General features: G+C 71.2%; 18 protein-coding genes. 7 read left to right on the plus strand and 11 right to left on the minus strand.

From position 1 onward, the window contains the following. Positions 1–119 precede the first annotated feature (119 nt). A complete protein-coding gene (locus ACLBWX_RS00400) occupies positions 120–1,232 on the plus strand; it encodes an acyltransferase family protein (RefSeq protein WP_447675121.1) in 1,113 nt (370 codons plus the stop codon). 4 nt (positions 1,233–1,236) lie between these two features. Here ACLBWX_RS00400 and ACLBWX_RS00405 read toward each other — a convergent pair whose 3' ends face one another. Then, complete coding sequence (locus ACLBWX_RS00405) at positions 1,237–2,094, minus strand: glutamine amidotransferase-related protein (protein WP_447675122.1); 858 nt, start codon at positions 2,092–2,094, stop codon at positions 1,237–1,239. A gap of 144 nt (positions 2,095–2,238) precedes the next feature. Between ACLBWX_RS00405 and ACLBWX_RS00410 the strand changes: the two genes are divergently transcribed. Beyond that, entirely contained in the window at positions 2,239–2,532 is a 294-nt protein-coding gene (locus tag ACLBWX_RS00410; RefSeq protein WP_447675123.1) for a hypothetical protein, read from the plus strand. 24 nt (positions 2,533–2,556) lie between these two features. Here ACLBWX_RS00410 and ACLBWX_RS00415 read toward each other — a convergent pair whose 3' ends face one another. Beyond that, complete coding sequence (locus ACLBWX_RS00415; protein ID WP_447675124.1) at positions 2,557–2,766, minus strand: hypothetical protein; 210 nt, start codon at positions 2,764–2,766, stop codon at positions 2,557–2,559. Between the two features lie 178 nt (positions 2,767–2,944). On the opposite strand from ACLBWX_RS00415, the gene ACLBWX_RS00420 reads away from it, so the two are divergent. From ACLBWX_RS00420 to ACLBWX_RS00430, 3 genes are all read left to right on the plus strand, one after another. Beyond that, entirely contained in the window at positions 2,945–3,268 is a 324-nt protein-coding gene (locus ACLBWX_RS00420) for a hypothetical protein (RefSeq protein WP_447675125.1), read from the plus strand. Positions 3,269–3,328: 60 nt separating this feature from the next. After that, positions 3,329–3,778 (plus strand): N-acetyltransferase family protein, encoded by a 450-nt coding sequence (locus tag ACLBWX_RS00425; RefSeq protein WP_447675126.1) that lies wholly within the window; start codon positions 3,329–3,331, stop codon positions 3,776–3,778. A gap of 202 nt (positions 3,779–3,980) precedes the next feature. Then, entirely contained in the window at positions 3,981–6,185 is a 2,205-nt protein-coding gene (locus tag ACLBWX_RS00430) for a transglycosylase domain-containing protein (protein ID WP_447675127.1), read from the plus strand. A 30-nt stretch (positions 6,186–6,215) separates the two neighbouring features. Here the strand turns inward: ACLBWX_RS00430 and ACLBWX_RS00435 are convergent, their stop codons facing one another. The 3 genes from ACLBWX_RS00435 to ACLBWX_RS00445 all read right to left on the minus strand — a co-directional run bounded on the left by ACLBWX_RS00435 (position 6,216) and on the right by ACLBWX_RS00445 (position 10,051). Beyond that, complete coding sequence (locus ACLBWX_RS00435; RefSeq protein WP_447675128.1) at positions 6,216–7,733, minus strand: FAD-dependent oxidoreductase; 1,518 nt, start codon at positions 7,731–7,733, stop codon at positions 6,216–6,218. A gap of 118 nt (positions 7,734–7,851) precedes the next feature. Continuing rightward, positions 7,852–9,129, minus strand: a complete 1,278-nt coding sequence (locus ACLBWX_RS00440; protein ID WP_447675129.1) for an OprO/OprP family phosphate-selective porin — start codon at positions 9,127–9,129, stop codon at positions 7,852–7,854. Positions 9,130–9,211: 82 nt separating this feature from the next. Continuing rightward, on the minus strand, positions 9,212–10,051 hold the full coding sequence (locus ACLBWX_RS00445) for an aldo/keto reductase (RefSeq protein WP_447675130.1): 840 nt from the start codon (positions 10,049–10,051) through the stop codon (positions 9,212–9,214). A gap of 273 nt (positions 10,052–10,324) precedes the next feature. Between ACLBWX_RS00445 and ACLBWX_RS00450 the strand changes: the two genes are divergently transcribed. Beyond that, positions 10,325–11,392 carry an adenylate/guanylate cyclase domain-containing protein gene (locus ACLBWX_RS00450; protein WP_447675131.1) on the plus strand — a complete coding sequence of 356 codons (1,068 nt, stop codon included), beginning with the start codon at positions 10,325–10,327 and terminating at the stop codon, positions 11,390–11,392. Then, the gene (locus ACLBWX_RS00455) at positions 11,389–11,871 is read left to right on the plus strand and encodes a YaiI/YqxD family protein (RefSeq protein WP_447675132.1); all 483 of its coding nucleotides are present in this window, start codon (positions 11,389–11,391) and stop codon (positions 11,869–11,871) included. The genes ACLBWX_RS00450 and ACLBWX_RS00455 overlap by 4 nt, the downstream gene beginning before the upstream one ends. 51 nt (positions 11,872–11,922) lie before the next feature. Here ACLBWX_RS00455 and ACLBWX_RS00460 read toward each other — a convergent pair whose 3' ends face one another. The 6 genes from ACLBWX_RS00460 to ACLBWX_RS00485 form a co-directional block, all read right to left on the minus strand. Then, the gene (locus tag ACLBWX_RS00460) at positions 11,923–12,180 is read right to left on the minus strand and encodes a BrnA antitoxin family protein (RefSeq protein WP_447675133.1); all 258 of its coding nucleotides are present in this window, start codon (positions 12,178–12,180) and stop codon (positions 11,923–11,925) included. Between the two features lie 23 nt (positions 12,181–12,203). Continuing rightward, positions 12,204–12,428: a hypothetical protein gene (locus tag ACLBWX_RS00465; protein ID WP_447675134.1), complete on the minus strand. Its 225-nt coding sequence runs from the start codon at positions 12,426–12,428 to the stop codon at positions 12,204–12,206. 303 nt (positions 12,429–12,731) lie between these two features. Next, the gene (locus ACLBWX_RS00470) at positions 12,732–13,661 is read right to left on the minus strand and encodes a DMT family transporter (protein ID WP_447675135.1); all 930 of its coding nucleotides are present in this window, start codon (positions 13,659–13,661) and stop codon (positions 12,732–12,734) included. 43 nt (positions 13,662–13,704) lie between these two features. Next, on the minus strand, positions 13,705–14,973 hold the full coding sequence (locus tag ACLBWX_RS00475) for an arsenic transporter (protein ID WP_447675136.1): 1,269 nt from the start codon (positions 14,971–14,973) through the stop codon (positions 13,705–13,707). A gap of 54 nt (positions 14,974–15,027) precedes the next feature. Continuing rightward, positions 15,028–16,143: a metallophosphoesterase family protein gene (locus ACLBWX_RS00480; RefSeq protein ID WP_447675137.1), complete on the minus strand. Its 1,116-nt coding sequence runs from the start codon at positions 16,141–16,143 to the stop codon at positions 15,028–15,030. Between the two features lie 5 nt (positions 16,144–16,148). Beyond that, positions 16,149–17,474, minus strand: coding sequence for an MFS transporter (locus ACLBWX_RS00485; protein ID WP_447675138.1), 1,326 nt, complete (start codon positions 17,472–17,474; stop codon positions 16,149–16,151). Positions 17,475–17,550 lie beyond the last annotated feature (76 nt).

The following is a 17,550-nucleotide window of genomic DNA, read 5'->3' on the forward strand; positions in this document are numbered from 1 at the left end:
CGCGATTCGCGAGGACGCCTTTACCGTCCGTTCGGTATGATCGCCGAGCGCTCCGGCCCGTATCCCCATCCTTAAGACCTCTCGCCCGAGGATTGCGCCCCTGTAAGCGGGGACGGATCATGGCGGCGGTCGAGGCTGGGCAGGGGGCGGGGCGTGACGCGGCGGGGTCCCCCGAGGATGCGAGCCGGCTCGCCTGGGTGGATGTCGCCAAGGGCCTCTGCATCATCCTGGTGGTGATGATGCACTCGACCCTGGGCACCGGCATCGCGATGGAGGGCGAAGGCTTCCTCCACACCGTGGTGGCCTTCGCGCGCCCCTTCCGCATCCCGGACTTCTTCCTGCTGTCGGGACTGTTCCTCGGACGGGTGATCGACCGCGACTGGCGCCTGTTCCTCGACCGGCGCCTCGTGCACTTCGTCTATTTCTACGTCCTCTGGGTGCTGATCCAGTCGGCCTTCAAGTATGGCCAGATCACCGACGGTGCCGGACCCGGCGCCTTCGTCGCGCACCTCGCCCTGGCCGTCGTCGAGCCCTACTCGACCCTGTGGTTCATCTACCTGCTGGCGGTGTTCTCGGTCCTGACCAAGGCCCTGCGATCGGTGCCGGTGCTCTGGCTCCTCGGCGGGGCGGCTCTGCTGCAGGTCCTGCCGGTCCATACCGGCTCGGAGCTGATCAACGAGTTCTGCGACCGCTACGTCTGGTTCCTGGTCGGCTATCTCTTCGCGGCACGGATCTTCACCTTCGGCGACCTCGTGCAGCGCCATGCCCGCACGGCCCTTCTCGGCCTCGTCCTGTGGGCCGTGATCAACGCCGCCATGGTGTTCATCCCCACGGGCTTCCGCGCCGTTCCGTTTCTCGCGAACCTTCCCGGCCTGAGCCTTGCCCTCAGCGGCGCGGGCGCCCTGGCGATCGTCGCGATCGGTGCCCTGATGTCCCGCGCCGGCGGGCCGGTGACGGCGGCCCTGCGGGCCTGCGGCCAGCGCTCGATCGTGATCTATCTGGCCTTCTTCCTGCCGATGGCCCTGACCCGCACTCTGATCGTGAAGTCCGGGGCGATCACCGATATCGGCTGGGCGAGCCTCGTCGTGACCATGGTGGCGATCCTGGTCCCGCTGGTCTTCGAGCGGATGATCCGTCACACGCGCCTGTCGTTCCTGTTCGTGCGGCCACGCGCCTTCCACATCGTCGGCGCCCGCCCGCGGCCGGGCAATCCCGCCCTGCGCGCGGTCTGATCCCTCAGGCCGCGGCTTCGACCCGCGGACGCACGAGACGATCGAGGAAGTTGCCGATCTCCGCGCGCCGGCGCGCGGGCTCCAGCAGTTCCGCACCGAGCCGATGGCGGGCGATCAGGTCCCGCTGCCCCTCCGGGTCCGCGTGGATGCGGCAGAGATCGGCGGCATAGGCCTCCACCGCGGCCTGGTCGGGCAGCGCGCCGGCCTCCACCACGTCGTCGGCGCAGAGGCGCAGCATCGCCGCGAGGGCGTCGAGGTCGAGTTCCGGGTGGTACTGCGTGCCCCAGAACACGCCCGCCCCGTGCCGGATCTCGATCGCCTGGACCGACAGGACCCCGTTGCCGGCCAGCACGGTGGCGTGAGCCGGCGGCGTGATGACGGCGTCGAGATGCATGGCCGGCGCGTCGAAGCGCTCGTCCCGTCCCGCGAGGAGCGGGTGCGCCCGGCCGGCCTCGGTCCGCACGAGGTCGCGTGAGAACCCGTATTCCGGCCCCTTCGGATTGCGGGCCGCATCGCCGCCCGCCACCACGGCGGCGACCTGGACGCCCCAGCAGGAGCCGAACACGGGGAGGCCGGCAGCGAGCGCCTCGCGCACGAGGCCGATCTGGCGCCGGACCGCCGCGGCCTCGTCGCAGACGTGGAGCGTCGAGCCCGTGAGGACGAGGGCGTCGAAGCCGCCGAGCGCCATGCCGGGTGGCAGAGTCGCGTCGGCGTCGGCCGGGTTGATCAGGGTGCAGGCGACCCCCGCCGAGACCTGGCGCAGGACCTCCGCATAGGCTTCCGCCGAGGTGACGCCGGTGGCCGAGACGTGATCGGCCCGTCCCGACCGATCGTTCCCATCGGCCACGAGGAGGTGCAGCATAAATTCGGTCCCATCCGGCCCGGAGCCGGCCAAAGGGACTGGGAACGATCCCTGCTTCCCCCCGTTCCCGTCAGGCTGGACGCCGGATCGCCGCATGGCGGCTCCGTGTCGATTCGCACCGTGAGATCACGACCGGAGGCTCCGATGGCCACGCGACGTCCCGCGATCGTTTCGCCCGCATGCGCTTTTCTCCGCTGGTCGCCTCCGAGCCTCGTTCTCGCCGGCCTGGCGCTCGGCCTCGCTTCGGTGCCCGCCGCGGCGCAGTACATGGCCCTGACCGCTCCAACTCCCCGGCCGGCCTCGCCCGAGCCGCCGAAGCCGGTTCCGCCGATGGCCCGGCCGGTCGAGCATGCCTTCAACGGACAGTTGCCGAACCAGCGTACGGGTCCCGGACGCCATCGGGTGGTGCGCGACATCTGTATCGGCTGCGACCGATGATCCACATGCGGACCCGACGGGCGATCAGGCCTCCTCCCGGGCTCCACGTGTGATCGCCTCCACCATGCCCTGGGACAGGCGCACGAACTGGCCGGTGCCGTGCCCACGCGCGTCGAGGAGTTCGGCGAAGACAGGCTTGGCCGGTTCGTAGGCGAGAGCCTCCCGGGCGCGCGGCTTGCGGCGCTTCTCCCGCAGGCGGTCGGCGAGGGCGGCAGGAACGAACGGATCGCGCAAGTCCGGTAGGCTCCTCTCGACGGCCGCGCGAGGCGGCCCCGCGCGGCGAGGTCCGGGCTTAGGACCGCGCTGGTTGCCGGATGCTTAAGGCGCCCGGCCGCCAAACTTCCCGGGCGGCCTCTCGCGGAACCCTATTCCGCCGGGCGAGGTTTGGTCTGCCGAACAGGGAGAAAACTTGATGTCTGACAGCGTGTTGGCGACCGTGACCGTTCCGTCTCTGAGGGCCGCCCGCGTCGCGCGGGATCGCCTGTCGCGCGCCGGCTTCGCGCGCAACAGCGTCGAGATCGACCGGCTGGACGACGACGCCTTCACGGTGTCGATCGCGACCCGGCCGGAGAACCACGACCGTGCCGAGCGCATCCTGAACGGCTCGCCGCTGGGCAACGACCTGCGCGCGGCGGGGCAGGCTGCCGCGAGCCGCTTCCAGGACAATCGCGGCCTCGCCCTCGGCCTCGCGGCCCTGGCGGGCTTCGCCCTGTTCGGCCTGATGCGACGCGACTAGAACGGTCCAGGGACCCCTCGCTTCGCCGGCTCCGACCGGCGAAGCCGATCGGAGCGATGCGTGGCGAGCCGTTACGGGCTGGAGATCCGGGCGGCGAATGGCGGCGACGCGGCGGGCCTCGCCGAACTCCTGCGGTCTTGCGGCCGTCCCGTCGCCGCCGAGGCCCTGGCCGAGCGGATCGAGGCCCTGCGGCAGAGCCCGGGCGTGGCTCTCATCGCCGTCGAATGGGGGCCACCGAGCGCCCTCGTCGTCCTGCACTGGTATCCGTCCCTGGCCGTCAGACTGCCGACGGCGCAGATCACCACGCTGGTGGTCGATCCCGAAGCACGACGGCGCGGCATCGGCCGCCTCCTCCTGAAGGCGGCGTCGCAGGCGGCGCGCTCGGCGGGATGCGGCGAGATCGAGTTGCTCGCCGGTCCCGGGCAGACGGACTTGCAGGCCTTCGGCGCCGCCACGGGCTTCACCGATCGGGGCGTCCTGTCGGTCAGGCCCCTGCGCAAGAAGGGATAAGAGGCTTGGGTCGATTGGGCGTATCGGCCTCCCCGGGCGCCGCCTGAACATTCGGTGCGCGAGCCGCAGAGACCGCCGAATTTCCCCTGATTTTTCAAGGCTTTGAAAAATCAGCCGGTTAACACCCCTTAAACCCGCCGCATTTACCGTGCGCAAGCAGGATCGCTCGAATCGCGAACGAACCTTGAGGCAGACGGGACGCATGGCGAAGGGACGCGCAGGCGGAGGCAGGGGAGAGCCGAACTTCGACGTGCCCGAGGGCCGCGTCGGGGACCCGGCCGACCTCGACCTGCGTCTCTCGCGATCCGATCGCGCGGGAGGCGGCGTGGCGCGAGGCGAGTCAGGTTCGAAGGGCGGCCGCGGCGCGAAGGGCCGCGCCTCCGCCGCACCGCCAGCGCGGGCGCTGCGCAAGGCGCCGCGCCGCGCGCGCCGCTCGATCCTCGGACGGCTCGTCTACGGCATGCTCGTCCTCGGCCTCTGGGGCGTGATCGGCATCGCGGGGCTCGTGGCCTACCACGCCTCGCAGCTGCCGCCGATCGACCAGCTCGCGGTGCCCAAGAGACCCCCCAACATCGCCATCCTGGCGAGCGACGGCTCGCTGCTCGCCAATCGCGGCGAGACCGGCGGCCGGGTCGTCAGCATCAAGGAACTGCCGCCCTACCTGCCGCGCGCCTTCGTGGCGATCGAGGACCGGCGCTTTTACAGCCATTTCGGCGTCGACCCCGTGGGCATCGCCCGCGCGGTCGCCCAGAACGTGACCCGGCGCGGCGTCTCCCAGGGCGGTTCGACCCTGACCCAGCAGCTCGCCAAGAACCTGTTCCTGACCCCGGAGCGCTCGGCCTCGCGCAAGATCCAGGAGGCGATCCTCGCCCTGTGGCTGGAGCACAAGTACAGCAAGGACGAGATCCTCGAACTCTACCTGAACCGCGTCTACTTCGGCGCCGGCGCCTACGGCGTCGAGGCCGCGGCCCAGCGCTACTTCGGCAAGCCGGCGAAATCCGTGACCCTGGCGGAGGCCGCGATGCTCGGCGGCCTCGTCCAGGCGCCCTCGCGCTTGGCGCCGAACCGCAACCTGCCCGCGGCCCAGGCCCGCGCCGCCCAGGTGCTCGCCGCCATGGAGGAACTGGGCTTCGCCAAGCCGGCCGACGCGAAGCTGGCGCTGGCGACCCCGGCCCGGCCTGCGAGCGCGCGGGGCGGCGGCTCGGCCAACTACGTCGCCGACCTCGTGATGGACGTGCTCGACGACTTCCTGCCGAAATTCGAGAGCGACATCGTGATCGCCACCACCGTCGATACCGGCCTGCAGGCCGCCGGCGAGAAGGCGCTGGTGGACGAGCTGAACCAGAAGGGCGGCCGCTACAACGTCGCCCAGGGCGCCCTCGTCTCGATGAAGCCGGACGGGGCGATCCGCGCCCTCGTGGGCGGGCGCGACTACGCTCAGAGCCAGTTCAACCGCGCCACCACGGCCAAGCGCCAGCCCGGCTCGTCGTTCAAGCCCTTCGTCTACCTCGCGGCGGTCGAGCACGGGCTGACTCCCGACACGGTGCGGGACGACGCGCCGATCAGCATCAAGGGTTGGAACCCGGAGAATTATTCCCGCGACTATCGGGGACCCGTGACCCTGCGGGACGCCCTCGCGCTCTCCCTCAACACCGTGGCGGTCCGCCTCGGCCAGGAGGTCGGGCCGAAGACCGTGGTGCAGACGGCCCAGCGCCTCGGCATCTCCTCGCCGCTCCAGGCCAACGGCTCGATCGCCCTGGGTACCTCGGAGGTGACGCCCCTCGAGATGGTGGGCGCCTACGCGGCCTTCGCCAACGGCGGCACGGGGGTGATCCCCTACATCATCGCCAGCGTGAAGAGCGCCGACGGCAAGGTGCTCTACAAGCGCAAGGACGGCGGCCTCGGCCGCGTCGTCGACGTCAACGCGGTCTCGATGATGAACGCGATGATGCACGAGACCTTCGTCACCGGCACCGCCAAGAAAGCGGAGGTTCCGGGCTGGGATCTCGCCGGCAAGACCGGCACCAGCCAGGATTTTCGTGATGCCTGGTTCATCGGCTATTCGGCCACCCTGGTGACCGGTGTCTGGCTCGGCAACGACGACGGCGAACCGACCAAGAAGGTCTCGGGCGGCAACCTGCCGGGCGAGATCTGGAAGGCCTACATGACCGTGGCGCTCAAGGGGCAGAGCCCAACGATGCTCCCCGGCGCCAATCGCTGGCGCAACCGCGGCCCGTCCGAGCCGGCCGTCACCAACACCACCCCCGGTGGCCTGATCGGTGCCCTTCTCGGCGAGCCGCAGGCCGCCGCCCCGCCGCGCCCGGCCGCCCGCCACGCGGATGCGAGCCGCGGCCCGAGCCAGGACGACCGCAACTTCCTGGAGAAGCTGTTCGGGGTCGGCGAGTAGCCCCCACGTCTCATCGGATCAGGCGTCGGATCAGGCGTCCGCCCCCCAGCGCAGGCCGTGCTGCGCCTGGAAGGCGGCCAGCGTCTGGAGGGACGCTTTCGCATCGGCGAGGGCCACGTATCCGTCGGGGCGCACGAGGTAGAGGGCGTCCCGGGCCAGGCCTCCCCGCTCGGCCTCGGGGCTCCAGGCAAGGACGCGCAGGGGCAGGCCCCGCTGCGTGCACCAGCGCGCCAGATCGGGTCGCGGCGTCCCGTGGACCCACGCCCGCCATTCCGGCGCGACGTCGTCCGCACCCGGCAACCAGGGCAACCGGTCTCCGCCGTGGACCCGTCCCGCGCGGCCCGCGCTGAGGGCGCTGTGCCGGTAGGCCAAGCCGATCTGCGAGATCGTGCGGAACAGAAAACGCCGGAGGGCCGGAGAACCGGCGATGAGGGGCGCCAGCCAGGGTGCGAGCCATGTCCGCCAGAGCTGCGCCGGCGCGTTTTCCGAGGTCGCCAGGGTGAACACCCGGTCCGTCGTCGCCACGAGGCGGCGGGCAAAGCCGATCCGTTCGGTCTCGTAGGTGTCGAGCAGGGCGTCGCCGGCCCGGCCCCGGAGGCAGGCGGCGAGCTTCCATCCGAGGTTCATCGCGTCGCCGATGCCGGTGTTCATGCCCTGCCCGCCGGCCGGGCTGTGAATATGCCCGGCATCCCCGAGCAGGAAGACGCGCCCGTCCCGGAAGCGGTCGGCGACCCGGTGATGCACCCGGTAGGTCGAGAACCCGTTCACCGTCCGCGGCGCGACCTGCAGGCGCTCCAGCGCCGTAGCGGCGATGTCGTCAAAGGTCAGGCTCTCGCGGCGGCCGGCGTGATCGTCGCGCACGGTCCCCACGAGGCGCGCCCGCCCGCGCTCCGCCAGGGGGAAGACGGCGAGGAAATCGGCGGCCCCGCCGAGGTTGAGATGGATCTCGCCGTCGATCGCGGGACCGTCCGCGGCGATGTCGGCGACGTAGAAGAATCGGTCGTAAGTGCCGCCGGAGAACCCGATCCCCAGGGTTTCGCGCACCGTGGAGCGGGCGCCGTCGCATCCGGCCAGATAGGCGGCCGCGACCCGCTCCTGGGCGCCGTCGACCGTGCGCAGGGTGGCGACGACGCGAGCCCCGTCCTGCGTGAACCCCACGAGCTCGGTGCGTCGCTCGATCTGGATCCCGGCCGCCGCGAGGCGATCGATCAGGAGGCGCTCGTGCGCGTCCTGCGGAAAGATCAGCAGGAACGGATAGGGAGTGGGGTCGCGCGGGTCGGTCGCGAACGCCACGCGGGCGCGCTTCGTACCGGCGGTCCAGATGTTGACGGCGGTCGCGGGGTGCCCGGCCTCGACGACCGCGTCGGCGAGGCCGAGCAGGCGGTAGAGCTCGAGGGTGCGCGCCTGGATTCCGAGCGCCCGCGAGGTGGTGCCGGGCCCCTCCGTCCGGTCGATGATCCGGACGCGGATTCCGAGCCGGGTCAGCCACAGGGCGAGGACCAGGCCCGTCGGACCGGCGCCGACGATCAGGACGTCCGTGCGTTCCATGGATCGTCACGCCGACCCGCAGCGCCGGGCGCAGCCCGGCTTTCAGGGGCATCGTAGCACCGGCCCGGGGGTCGCCCGCAACCCCGACCAGCGGGCTCGAACCGCCCGGAACCGGTGCCTACCAGTAGAGCTGAAACCGCCCGATGAAGGTGTCCGCGTCGATGGTGCGGCCACCCTGAACCGCCGAGGGGCTGGTGTGGGAGCGGACATAGTCGGCGACGACCCGGATGTTGCGGTCCGGGTACCAGTTGAGTCCGACCGTGACGTCGCGCTCGATGCCGCCGCGGATGCCGGCATCGTCGAGGTCGATGGCGCTGAAGCGGGTGCCGAGTTCGAACACGCCGATCCCGCCCCGCGAGACCCGGTCGGCCTCCGCCACCTGCACCCCGGAGAAGGTCGCATAGGTCGCGCCGTAATCGGGGGCGAGCTTGTAGGCCCGGCCCTTGCCGTTGAGGATGACGCTGGCCTGGATGTAGCCGCCCTGAAAGCCGACGGGCCGAGCGCCGCCGGTGCGCTCCACCCCGGTGCGGATGTACTCGGCCTGGACCAGGAACGGGCCGTCGCGATAGGCCGCCTCCAGGCCGAGGCGGCCGACGCTCGCGGCGTCGCGGATGTCGCCTGTATCGACGAAGTTGCGCTGGTAGAGGAAGGCCTCGGACCGGCTCGACAGCGACAGCCCCTGGCCGTCACGGGGCAGGTCGCGGAAGCTCCCGGCGAGTCCGAGGTGCAGCACGCGGTCGTCCTCGCGGATCGGCGCGTAGGTGGCGCGCCCGGTGGCGGCGATGCCTTCACCGCGGACGCCGGTATTGGCATTGCCGCCGAAGACGCTGGCGACCACGGTCCAGTCCTCCCCATGGCGGCCGAGGGCGAAACCGACGTTGCGGGCGGGCGCGAAGGCGTCGGCCAGCGAGCGCTCCGTGAACAGGGTGTTGTTGTCGCCGGTCAATTGGTCGAGGCTGAAGGGCTCCTTTATGTTGCCCACCGTCAGGAGGGTGTTCCCCAGACCCGTATAGGCAGCGGCGGCGTCGTTGATGGGCCGCATCGGATCGGCGAAATCATACTGGAAGGCGAGTTCCAGGGTCTTGTCGAGGGTGAGATAGCTCTCGATCCAGGCGCGCCGCACCGCGACGTTCTCGGGGAACGGTTCGGGAAAGCCGGCCTGACGGATGACGGCGGCCCCGTAATCGATCTGCAGCTTGCCGCCGATGCGCAGCTTGGCGACATCGGGGAAGGTCAGGGTGATGCCCTTCCCGTCGATGGTCAGCGTCTCGCCATCGGGCTGCTGCGGGTTGCGCTTGTCGGGCCTGGCCTCCTCAGCCAGCACGGGCGTGCCGGCGAGCCAGCACAGGGCGAGAAACGCCGGTCTCAGGATCGCCGCCCCCCGCCATCGCGCCATCGCTCGCACTCCTCGCGCCGGGACCGGCGGGATCGTCCGCGCCGGATCTCCCCGGCCATTGGCCACAAACTCGCCCGCGCCGCTACAGCATCGGCAGACTCCGTGGGCGCGGACCGCGGGGGAAGGCCGCGTCCAGGGCGGCGCAATCCTCCGGTGTCAGGGTGAGCGCGCCCGCCGCCGCATTCTCCCGCGCCCGCTCCGGCCGCGCCGTCTTCGGGATGGTGAAGGTGCCCGCGTCGCGGGTGAGGAACGCGACGGCGATGCCCCGCGCCGTCGTGCGGTGCGCCTCCGCGAGACGGGCGAGCACCCGGCCTCCGGCGCTCTCGGCCTTTGGGAAGTCGCCGCTGCCGAAGGGCGAATAGCCGACCAGGGCGACCCCGTTGCGCCGGCACCAGGGCAGCACCGCGTGTTCGATGGCGCGCTCCTGCAGGTGGTAGAGCACCTGGTTGCAGGCGATCTGGCCCGGGCCGGCGATCGCCAGGGCCTCGTCGAGATCGGCGACGTCGAAGTTGCTCACGCCCCAGGACAGGATCTTGCCCGCCTGCTTCAGGGCGCAGAAGCCCGCGATGGTGTCCTCCAGCGGGTAGCGGCCCGGCCAGTGCAGCAGATAGGCGTCGAGATGGTCGGTGCCGAGGCGCGCGAGCGAGCGCTCGCAGGCGGCGACCACGCCCGTCCGGCCGGCATTGCCCGGCACCACCTTGGACACCAGGAACACCTCCGCGCGCCGGCCCGCGATGGCCTCGCCCACCAGGGGCTCGGCCTCGCCGTACATCTCGGCGGTGTCGATATGCGTCATGCCGCCGTCGAGCCCCGCCCGCAGCGTCGCGACGGCGGTGGCGCCGTCCGCCTGATCGAGGTGCCAGGTGCCCTGCCCGATGACGGGCACCGCGCGGTCCGTCGCGCCGAAAGTTCTGCTCCGCATCCGTCCCGCGCTCCTATCCAGATGATCCGGGGAGCCAACGCACGGGAGCCACACCGGTCCCCGATCCGCCGACCTGCGTCACCTTGGCCTTACTCGCGCCATCATGGCGCGGTGATGGGGACGAGGTCCGAAGCTCGGTGCGCCAAGGGGCTACGCCGCCTTCGGGCCTATCCCCGAAGGGGCTCATCCGTTGCGCAGCGCTGCACCCTCCCCCATTCCTGCCGGATCGCCCCCGCCGGCCCCCGCCGGGGCACCGCACGGGGGACCCCGCTGATGCTGCCGCAGCACCGCTGGTTCTGGCTCCTCATCCTCATCGCCTGCGGCGGAGCCGGCCTCCTCTACAACGTGCTGTTCGCCGGTGGCGCGACGCCCCTCGCCGGCCTGACCTACGGACTGGCGGTGGGCGGGACGACGCTGGCCTTCGATCGAGGCCTGATCCTCGGCGGTCTCCAGGCGCGGATGCGCCGGATGCCGGCGAAGTTCTACGTGCCGGCGGCCGAATTCGCCTACGTTCTGATGATCGCCGCCGGCATCGCGCTCGGCGGGTTGCTGGTCTGGGTCCTCGGCCTGACAGACGACGACCTCAGCCAAGCCGTGCGGATCACCCCGCGGATTCTGGCCTACTGCCTCGCGGTCTCGGCGATGCTCGTCTTCGTCATCCGCATGCGCGATCTGATCGGCGGCGAGGTGTTCGTGAACTTCCTGGTCGGGCGCTACCACCAGCCCGTGCGGGAGGAGCGGATCTTCCTGTTCCTCGACGTCGTCGGCTCGACCGCCTTCGCCGAGACCCACGGCGACCTCAAGGCCCAGGCCTATCTCGGCGCCGTCTTCGCGGCGCTCGCCGAGCCGGTCCGGCGCAATGCCGGCTCGATCGACGACTATATCGGCGACATGGCCATGATCACCTGGCCGATGGCCCGCGGACTCAAGGATGCGCGCTGCGTCGCCTGCGTGTTCGACGTGATGGACCGGCTGGAGGCGGAGTCCGAAGCCTGGATGGCGCGGTTCGGCACCGTGCCGCGCCTACGCGCGGCCCTGCACGGCGGCTCGATCGTGACGGCCGAAGTCGGTGTCGACCGGCACAAGATCGCGTATTTCGGCGATGCGGTGAACGTCACCGCGCGCATCGAATCCCTCTGCCGCCCCCTCGGCACCGAGATCCTCGTCTCCGACGACCTGCTGGCCCGGATCGCGCGCCTGCCCGCGGGCATTCGCGCCCGTGCCCTCGGCGCGCACGCCCTGCGGGGGCGCGGCCAACACCTCAGCGTCTCGACCCTGGAGCGGGTCGGGGCGGAGGCGCTGGAGCCCGGCGTCCCGCCGCAGGTGGTCGCCGCGCAATGAGCGGGGACGCGGCATCCCGGGCCATCGCCGTCTACATCGACGCGGATGCCTGCCCGGTGAAGGACGAGACCTATCGCGTCGCCGGACGCTATGGGCTCCACGTCTACGTGGTCGCCAACAGCTTCCTGGCCCTGCCGCGCGAGCCCTGGATCGAACGGGTGGTGGTGAGCGACGGGTTCGATGCCGCCGACGACTGGATCGCCGAACGGGCGCGGCCGGGCGCCATCGTCATCACGTCCGACGTGCCCCTCGCCAGCCGCTGCGTGAAGGCCGGGGCGGAGGTGCTTGCGCCCACCGGCAAGCCGTTCAGCGAGAGCGGCATCGGCATGGCGCTGGCCACGCGCAACCTGATGCAGGACCTGCGCGAGGCCGGCGCGATCACCGGCGGGCCGAAGCCGTTCTCGACCCGCGACCGCTCCGCCTTCCTCGGGGCCCTCGACCGCACGGTCATGCGGTTGAAGCGAGGCGGGTTCGGCTAGACCTGTTCGCCGGACCGGGGGCGGAGCCCGCCTCGCGGCGACCCGCTCTGCCTAGAGGCCGGCGGCGGCCTTCAGCGCCGCATTGATGCGGTCCTGCCAGCCGGGACCGTCCTTCTGGAAATGCTCGAGCACGGCGCGGTCGAGGCGCAGGCTCACCATCTCGCGGGCGCCGGGCACGGCCGAAGCCGCAGATGCCGGAACAGCCGAGACCGGCTTGGCCGTCTCGACGGGCTTGGTGGTGGCGGCCTTGAAGGCCGCCTCGGCGGCCTGTCGCGGGTCGCTCGGTCGACGGGAGCGATCGAATGCCATGGCTTCTCCTCCGCCGGGCCGTCTCAGGACCGCTTGCGCTTGGGCGCGGGCGGTGGGGCGGCAGCCTTCGCCTCGGCGTCGGCGGCCTCCTTGGCGAGGCGCAGGGCCCGCAGCTTCACCGTCCGCTCGTCCACGGCCCTCACCGAGGCGATATGCTCGGCCATGGCCTCGGCGCCTTCCTTGGCCATCCGCTCGGCCCGCTCGGCGCGCTCTTCGGATCGGGTCCGGGCGTCGGTCTCGTCGCTCATTGCATTCCTGTCCTCGAACCCTCCCGCACGCGCTCGGCGCGGCGTCGCAGATGCCCGTCGGCGCGGCCGCGTGGGCGGCCCGGGCGCCGGATTCCGGTGACCGATCAGGTCGTGACGCGCGCCGGACTATACCGGGAGACGGCAATCGGGCGGCACGAGAGGCTGTCCACACACCCTTGACGCGGATCGGCTCCGGGCGGGATCGGCGGAGGTTTAGCACGCCGGGCGCCGAAAAAGCCAACGTTTCCCGGCGACTGCAACCGCTTGTCCTCAAGCTTCGCGTTTTCGATTACGTAGATGCCCTCAGAACACCGAGATGAGGACGATGCCGGCGACCATCAGGGCGGCGCCGCCGAGGCGGGCGGGTCCGGCCTTGACCTGCTTCATGCCGACCCAGCCGAAATGGTCGAGGGCCACCGAGGTCAGGAGGTTGGCGGTGATGAGGAGCCCGTTGAAGGCGCCGGCCCCCACCTTGTCGACGAAGAGCAGGCCGCCGAACACCGCCACCGCGCCGGTGATGCCGGCCAGCGGCATCCACCAGCGCACGCCGGACACGTCCTGGCGCGTCGGCAGCGGCGTCGGGCGCACGAGGAACACCAGCACGAACACGAACACGACGGGCAGGAAGGAGACGGTCGCGGCGAGCCAGGGGTTCACCAGGGCGCCGCGTAGCTGGGAATTCCAGACGACGCCGACGGCCTGCAGGATGCCCGCCACGATGATGAAGGGATAGAGCAGCTTCGGGTTGAGGCCGTGTCCCTCGTCCGTCCCGCCCTCGTCGTCGGCGGTGGTGCGAGCGATGAAGTACACGCCGACGGCCATCAGCAGGCCGCCGAGCCAGGGCATCAGCTTGAAGCCTCCACCCTGCAGGCCGAACAGGCCGAAGGAATCCATGGCGAGCGAAGCCAGGATGTTGGCCGTGAGCGTCAGTCCGTTGAAGGGCCCCGCGCCGACCTTGTCGATGAAGGCGAGCCCGCCGAACACCGCCACCGCGCCGGCGACCCCTCCGAGAGGCGCATACCAGGGCATCTTGCCCAGGCTCTCCAGGGTGGGGAGCGGCGTCGGCATGACGAGGAACAGGGTGGCGAACACGAACACGATGGGCAGGAACGAGACCGAAGCGGCGAGCCACGGATTCACGAGCCGGCCGCGCAGCTGCGCGTTCATCGAATTGCCCAGCGCCTGCAGGACGCCCGCGACGAGGATGAAGGGGTAGAGCAGTGCGGCGTTCACGGGGGACCTGGGGCTGGGGACTTCGGGCTGAAGACGCGACGGATCAGACGAGGAGGAGACCGGCGAGCGCCAGCAGGAGGGCCGGCGGCATGACGAGGAGGCCGAGCTTGAGGAAGCGCCAGAAGCCCACGTCCTGGCCCTCGCGGCGGATCGCGGTCAGCCACAGGATGGTGGCGAGCGACCCCGTCACAGACAGGTTCGGGCCGATATCGACGCCGATGAGCACGGCGCCGGCCACCTTGTCGGGCACGTGGGCGGCCTGCACGGCAGCGCCCGCGATGAGGCCGGCCGGCAGGTTGTTGACGAGGTTGCAGAGCACCGCGATCAGGGTGCCGGCGCCCCAGGCGGTCTCGACGGGGGAGGCGGACGCCGCCTGCCCGAGGGCGTCCGCGATCATGCGCAGGACGCCGGTCTTCTCCAGCGCCTCGACGAGCACGAACAGGCCGGCCACCAGCGGCAGCACGCTCCAGGAAACGTCCTTGGCGACCTCGACGAGGCCGCCCCGCTTCATCAGCAGGACGGCGGCCGTGGTGAGGCCGCCGGCCACGAAGGTCGGCAGGCCGAGGTCGAGTCCCAGCGCGGAGGCGCCGATGAGCACGCCGCCGGTGGCCACGATGCCGAGGCCGGCGACGAGCCCGGTCCGCGACAGGCGAGACCCCTCGACGTCGGTGGCGACCTGCTGGTCCCGCAGCACGGCGTTCTGGGTCAGGCGCAAAGCGACGTAAGTGGCGACGATGGCCAGTACGGAGGGCAGCGCGAACATCGCCAGCCACTGGGTCAGCGGGGGCATGTGCTCGGCGAAGACCACGAGGTTGGCCGGGTTGGAGATCGGCAGCACGAAGCTCGCGGCGTTGGCGATGAAGGCGCAGATCAGGAGATAGGGCAGCGGATTCTCGACCTTCGCGGCCTTGGTGGCGGCGTAGACGGCCGGGGTGAGCACCACCGCACAGGCATCGTTGGACAGGAACACCGTCACCACCGTGCCCACCGCATAGATCAGGGTGAACAGGCGGGTGGCCGACCCCTTGGCCGCCCGTACCGCGATGCCGGCGAGCCAGTCGAACAGACCTTCCTTCCGCGCCACCTCGGACATCAGCATCATGCCGACGAGGAAGAGGTAGACGTCCGTTCCCTTGAGGACGCCCTCCCAGGCGGTCCCGGCCGGCAACAGGCCGAACACCACGAGGGCGGCCGCACCCAGCACGGCCCAGATCGCCTCAGGCCATGAGAAGGGTCGGGTGATCACCCCCAGCGTGGCCGCGGCGGCGATCGCCCATGTGACGAGGTTCGGGCTCAGCGTCAGCGCACCCATGGGGCTCGAAGTCCTTGATCGGGAAAGAAGGTCAGGCGTGGCGGGCTCGGCGCCTCACCAGTGGCGCCCGTTGCGGTTCGGTCCGAGCTGGGTGCCGAGGATGCCCCGGTCCGGCCAAGCGCCGACGGCATCGGCGTCGCTGCCCAGCCCCTTGGAACGGACCAGGGCGCCGGCATCGCCGGCCGGCTCGATCCGATCCTCGCCGACCCCGCCTTCGGCATCCTGTGCCCGAACCGTGAGCCGCCCGGCGCCGGCCGGCCAATCGACGGTGGCGCGGAAGCGGCGCTCGCCCTCGGCGCGCCGCATCGGACGCCAGGGACCGCCGTCGATGCTGAATTCGCAGACCGCGATCCGGCCGGCGCCGAGCACCAGGGCGCGGATCTCGGTGGAGCCCGAAACGATCTGATCCTCGGCATGGGCGAGGCGCCGGTCGGCCGGCGCAGTGATCACCACGAGGGGCCAGCTCTCGGCCAGTTCCTTGAAGCGCCAGCTCACCACCCCCCGATCGATCGCCGCGATGGTGTAGCCGACCGGTCCTTCCTCGATCTGCCCGGTCGAACGGGTCGCCGCGTAGATGGTCCGGCCGTCATTGGCGAGCTCGTTGTAATGGGTATGGCCCATCTCGACGAGGCGGATGCGCGAGCCGTGAATGAGCTCGGCCACCGCCGCGGCCTCGCCCTCTCCCTTCAGGTCGGCGGGGTAGCTGTGCATGAACAAGGCGCAGTCCTGCCCCTCCGTCTCGGCCGCATCGACCTCGCGCCGGAGCCAGGCGACCTGCGCGGCGCCGAGGCGGAAATCGGGTCCGCCGGCGCCCGGGCCGCACATGTCGAGGAACAGGCAGCGGGTTCCGGACACCGTGACCGAATAGGGCAGCCGCGCCGCGCCGAGGCCTTCGTAGAAGGCGTCGAGGCTGCCGCCCTCCATGTCGTGGTCGCCGGTGATGACGTGGACCGGCCGCCGCAGGCGATCGAACGCCGAGCGCACCAGAGCGTATTGCTCGGGCTTGCCGTTATCGGCGTTGTCGCCGGGCACGTAGACGAAGTCGAGCCCGTCGATCGCGTTGATCTGGTCCACGATGGCGCGGAGGTCGCGGGCGTTGTCGGCGTCCGCGGTGGTCAGATGCAGGTCGCCGAGATGGGCGAAGGCGAGGATGTCGTCCCTGGCGCTCATGCCGGTCAGGCCGCCGGCACGGGGACGGGCGTCAGGCCGCCGCCATCGGCGCCCGAGCGGCCGGGCTCGAAGCCCCGCGTCTCCGGCATCGCGAAGAGGTAGAGGGCGAAGCCGAGGCCGGCGATCGCCGCCAGCGCCAGGAAGGCTGTGGAATAGCCGGCCGACACGATGATCACGCCGGCCAGCGTCGCGCTGAGCGCAGCGCCGAGGCTCTGTGCCGTGGCGACCGCGCCCTGTGAGACGTTGAACCGGCCGGTGCCCCGGGTCAGGTCGGCGACGATCACGGGGAAGAGCGCACCGTAGATGCCCGCCCCGACGCCGTCGAGAAGCTGGACGCCCACGAGCCAGAACGGGTTGTCGGACAGGGTGTAGAGCACGCCGCGGACCGCCAGGACGCCGAAGGCGGCGAGGAAGATCGGCTTGCGCCCGATCGCATCGGCCTTGGCGCCGACGAACACCGCCACCGGCACCATCACCAGCTGCGCGGCCACGATGCAGATCGCGATCAGCGAGGTCGCGTTGTCCTTGCCGGAGAGCTTCGTCAGCAGCTGCCCCACGGACGTCAGCATGGCGGCGTTCGACAGGTGGAACAGGGCCGCGAGGACGGCGAAGAGCAGCAGGTACTTGTTCTTCAGGAGCGCGGTCAGGCCCGACGGCTCCTCCTGGCCCTCGGTACGGGCCTGCGCCTCGGTCTGGTCGAGACCGCGGGCGACGTCGTCGTCGATGGCATCGGCCGGCACCATCAGCATGGCGCCGACGCTGCAGACGGCCAGCAGCGCCATCAGCCAGAATACCACGATCGGTCCGAAGAAGTAGGCGGTGCCACCCGCGATCGCCGCCGAGGCGGCGTTGCCGGCGTGATTGAAGCCCTCGTTGCGGCCGATGCGCCTGGCGAACATCTTCGGGCCGACGACACCGAGGGTGATGGCCGCCAGCGCCGGCGGGAAGATCGCCCCGGCGATGCCGGCCACCGACTGCGTGGCGGCCACCGCGTAGAAGTTCGAGATGAAGGGCAGGACGAGGCAGCTCACGGTCACCGCCACGGCGGCGGCGATCACGATGGCGCGCTTGGCGCTGGTCCGGTCGATCAGCGCCCCCGCCGGCGTCTGCGCGACGAGGCCGGCGATGCCCGCGATGGTCATGATCAGGCCGGTGGTCGCCTCGTTCCAGCCCTGATCGGGCCCGCGCACGGCGATCAGGTAGATCGCCAGATAGGGACCGAGGCCGTCGCGGACGTCGGCGAGGAAGAAGTTCAGGGCATCCAGGCCGCGCAGGGCGCGGGCCGAGGGACGTCGCGTCGTGGCGGTGCGGGAGGAGAGCGGCTCGGCCATGAGTGGGCCCTTCCGGACGTTCGAGCGGGACGATGTGAGATCGGGCTCGCGGGGATCGGACGCCCCGCCCCCCCCG

This window comes from Methylobacterium sp. M6A4_1b (assembly GCF_053345175.1).

Bases quoted from the DNA above. Each gene is read 5' to 3' on its own strand.
- ACLBWX_RS00400 (WP_447675121.1), top strand. From the start codon at position 120: ATGGCGGCGGTCGAGGCTGGGCAGGGGGCGGGGCGTGACGCGGCGGGG.
- ACLBWX_RS00405 (WP_447675122.1), bottom strand. From the start codon at position 2,094: ATGCTGCACCTCCTCGTGGCCGATGGGAACGATCGGTCGGGACGGGCC.
- ACLBWX_RS00410 (WP_447675123.1), top strand. From the start codon at position 2,239: ATGGCCACGCGACGTCCCGCGATCGTTTCGCCCGCATGCGCTTTTCTC.
- ACLBWX_RS00420 (WP_447675125.1), top strand. From the start codon at position 2,945: ATGTCTGACAGCGTGTTGGCGACCGTGACCGTTCCGTCTCTGAGGGCC.
- ACLBWX_RS00430 (WP_447675127.1), top strand. From the start codon at position 3,981: ATGGCGAAGGGACGCGCAGGCGGAGGCAGGGGAGAGCCGAACTTCGAC.
- ACLBWX_RS00435 (WP_447675128.1), bottom strand. From the start codon at position 7,733: ATGGAACGCACGGACGTCCTGATCGTCGGCGCCGGTCCGACGGGCCTG.
- ACLBWX_RS00440 (WP_447675129.1), bottom strand. From the start codon at position 9,129: ATGGCGCGATGGCGGGGGGCGGCGATCCTGAGACCGGCGTTTCTCGCC.
- ACLBWX_RS00445 (WP_447675130.1), bottom strand. From the start codon at position 10,051: ATGCGGAGCAGAACTTTCGGCGCGACGGACCGCGCGGTGCCCGTCATC.
- ACLBWX_RS00450 (WP_447675131.1), top strand. From the start codon at position 10,325: ATGCTGCCGCAGCACCGCTGGTTCTGGCTCCTCATCCTCATCGCCTGC.
- ACLBWX_RS00455 (WP_447675132.1), top strand. From the start codon at position 11,389: ATGAGCGGGGACGCGGCATCCCGGGCCATCGCCGTCTACATCGACGCG.
- ACLBWX_RS00460 (WP_447675133.1), bottom strand. From the start codon at position 12,180: ATGGCATTCGATCGCTCCCGTCGACCGAGCGACCCGCGACAGGCCGCC.
- ACLBWX_RS00465 (WP_447675134.1), bottom strand. From the start codon at position 12,428: ATGAGCGACGAGACCGACGCCCGGACCCGATCCGAAGAGCGCGCCGAG.
- ACLBWX_RS00475 (WP_447675136.1), bottom strand. From the start codon at position 14,973: ATGGGTGCGCTGACGCTGAGCCCGAACCTCGTCACATGGGCGATCGCC.
- ACLBWX_RS00480 (WP_447675137.1), bottom strand. From the start codon at position 16,143: ATGAGCGCCAGGGACGACATCCTCGCCTTCGCCCATCTCGGCGACCTG.
- ACLBWX_RS00485 (WP_447675138.1), bottom strand. From the start codon at position 17,474: ATGGCCGAGCCGCTCTCCTCCCGCACCGCCACGACGCGACGTCCCTCG.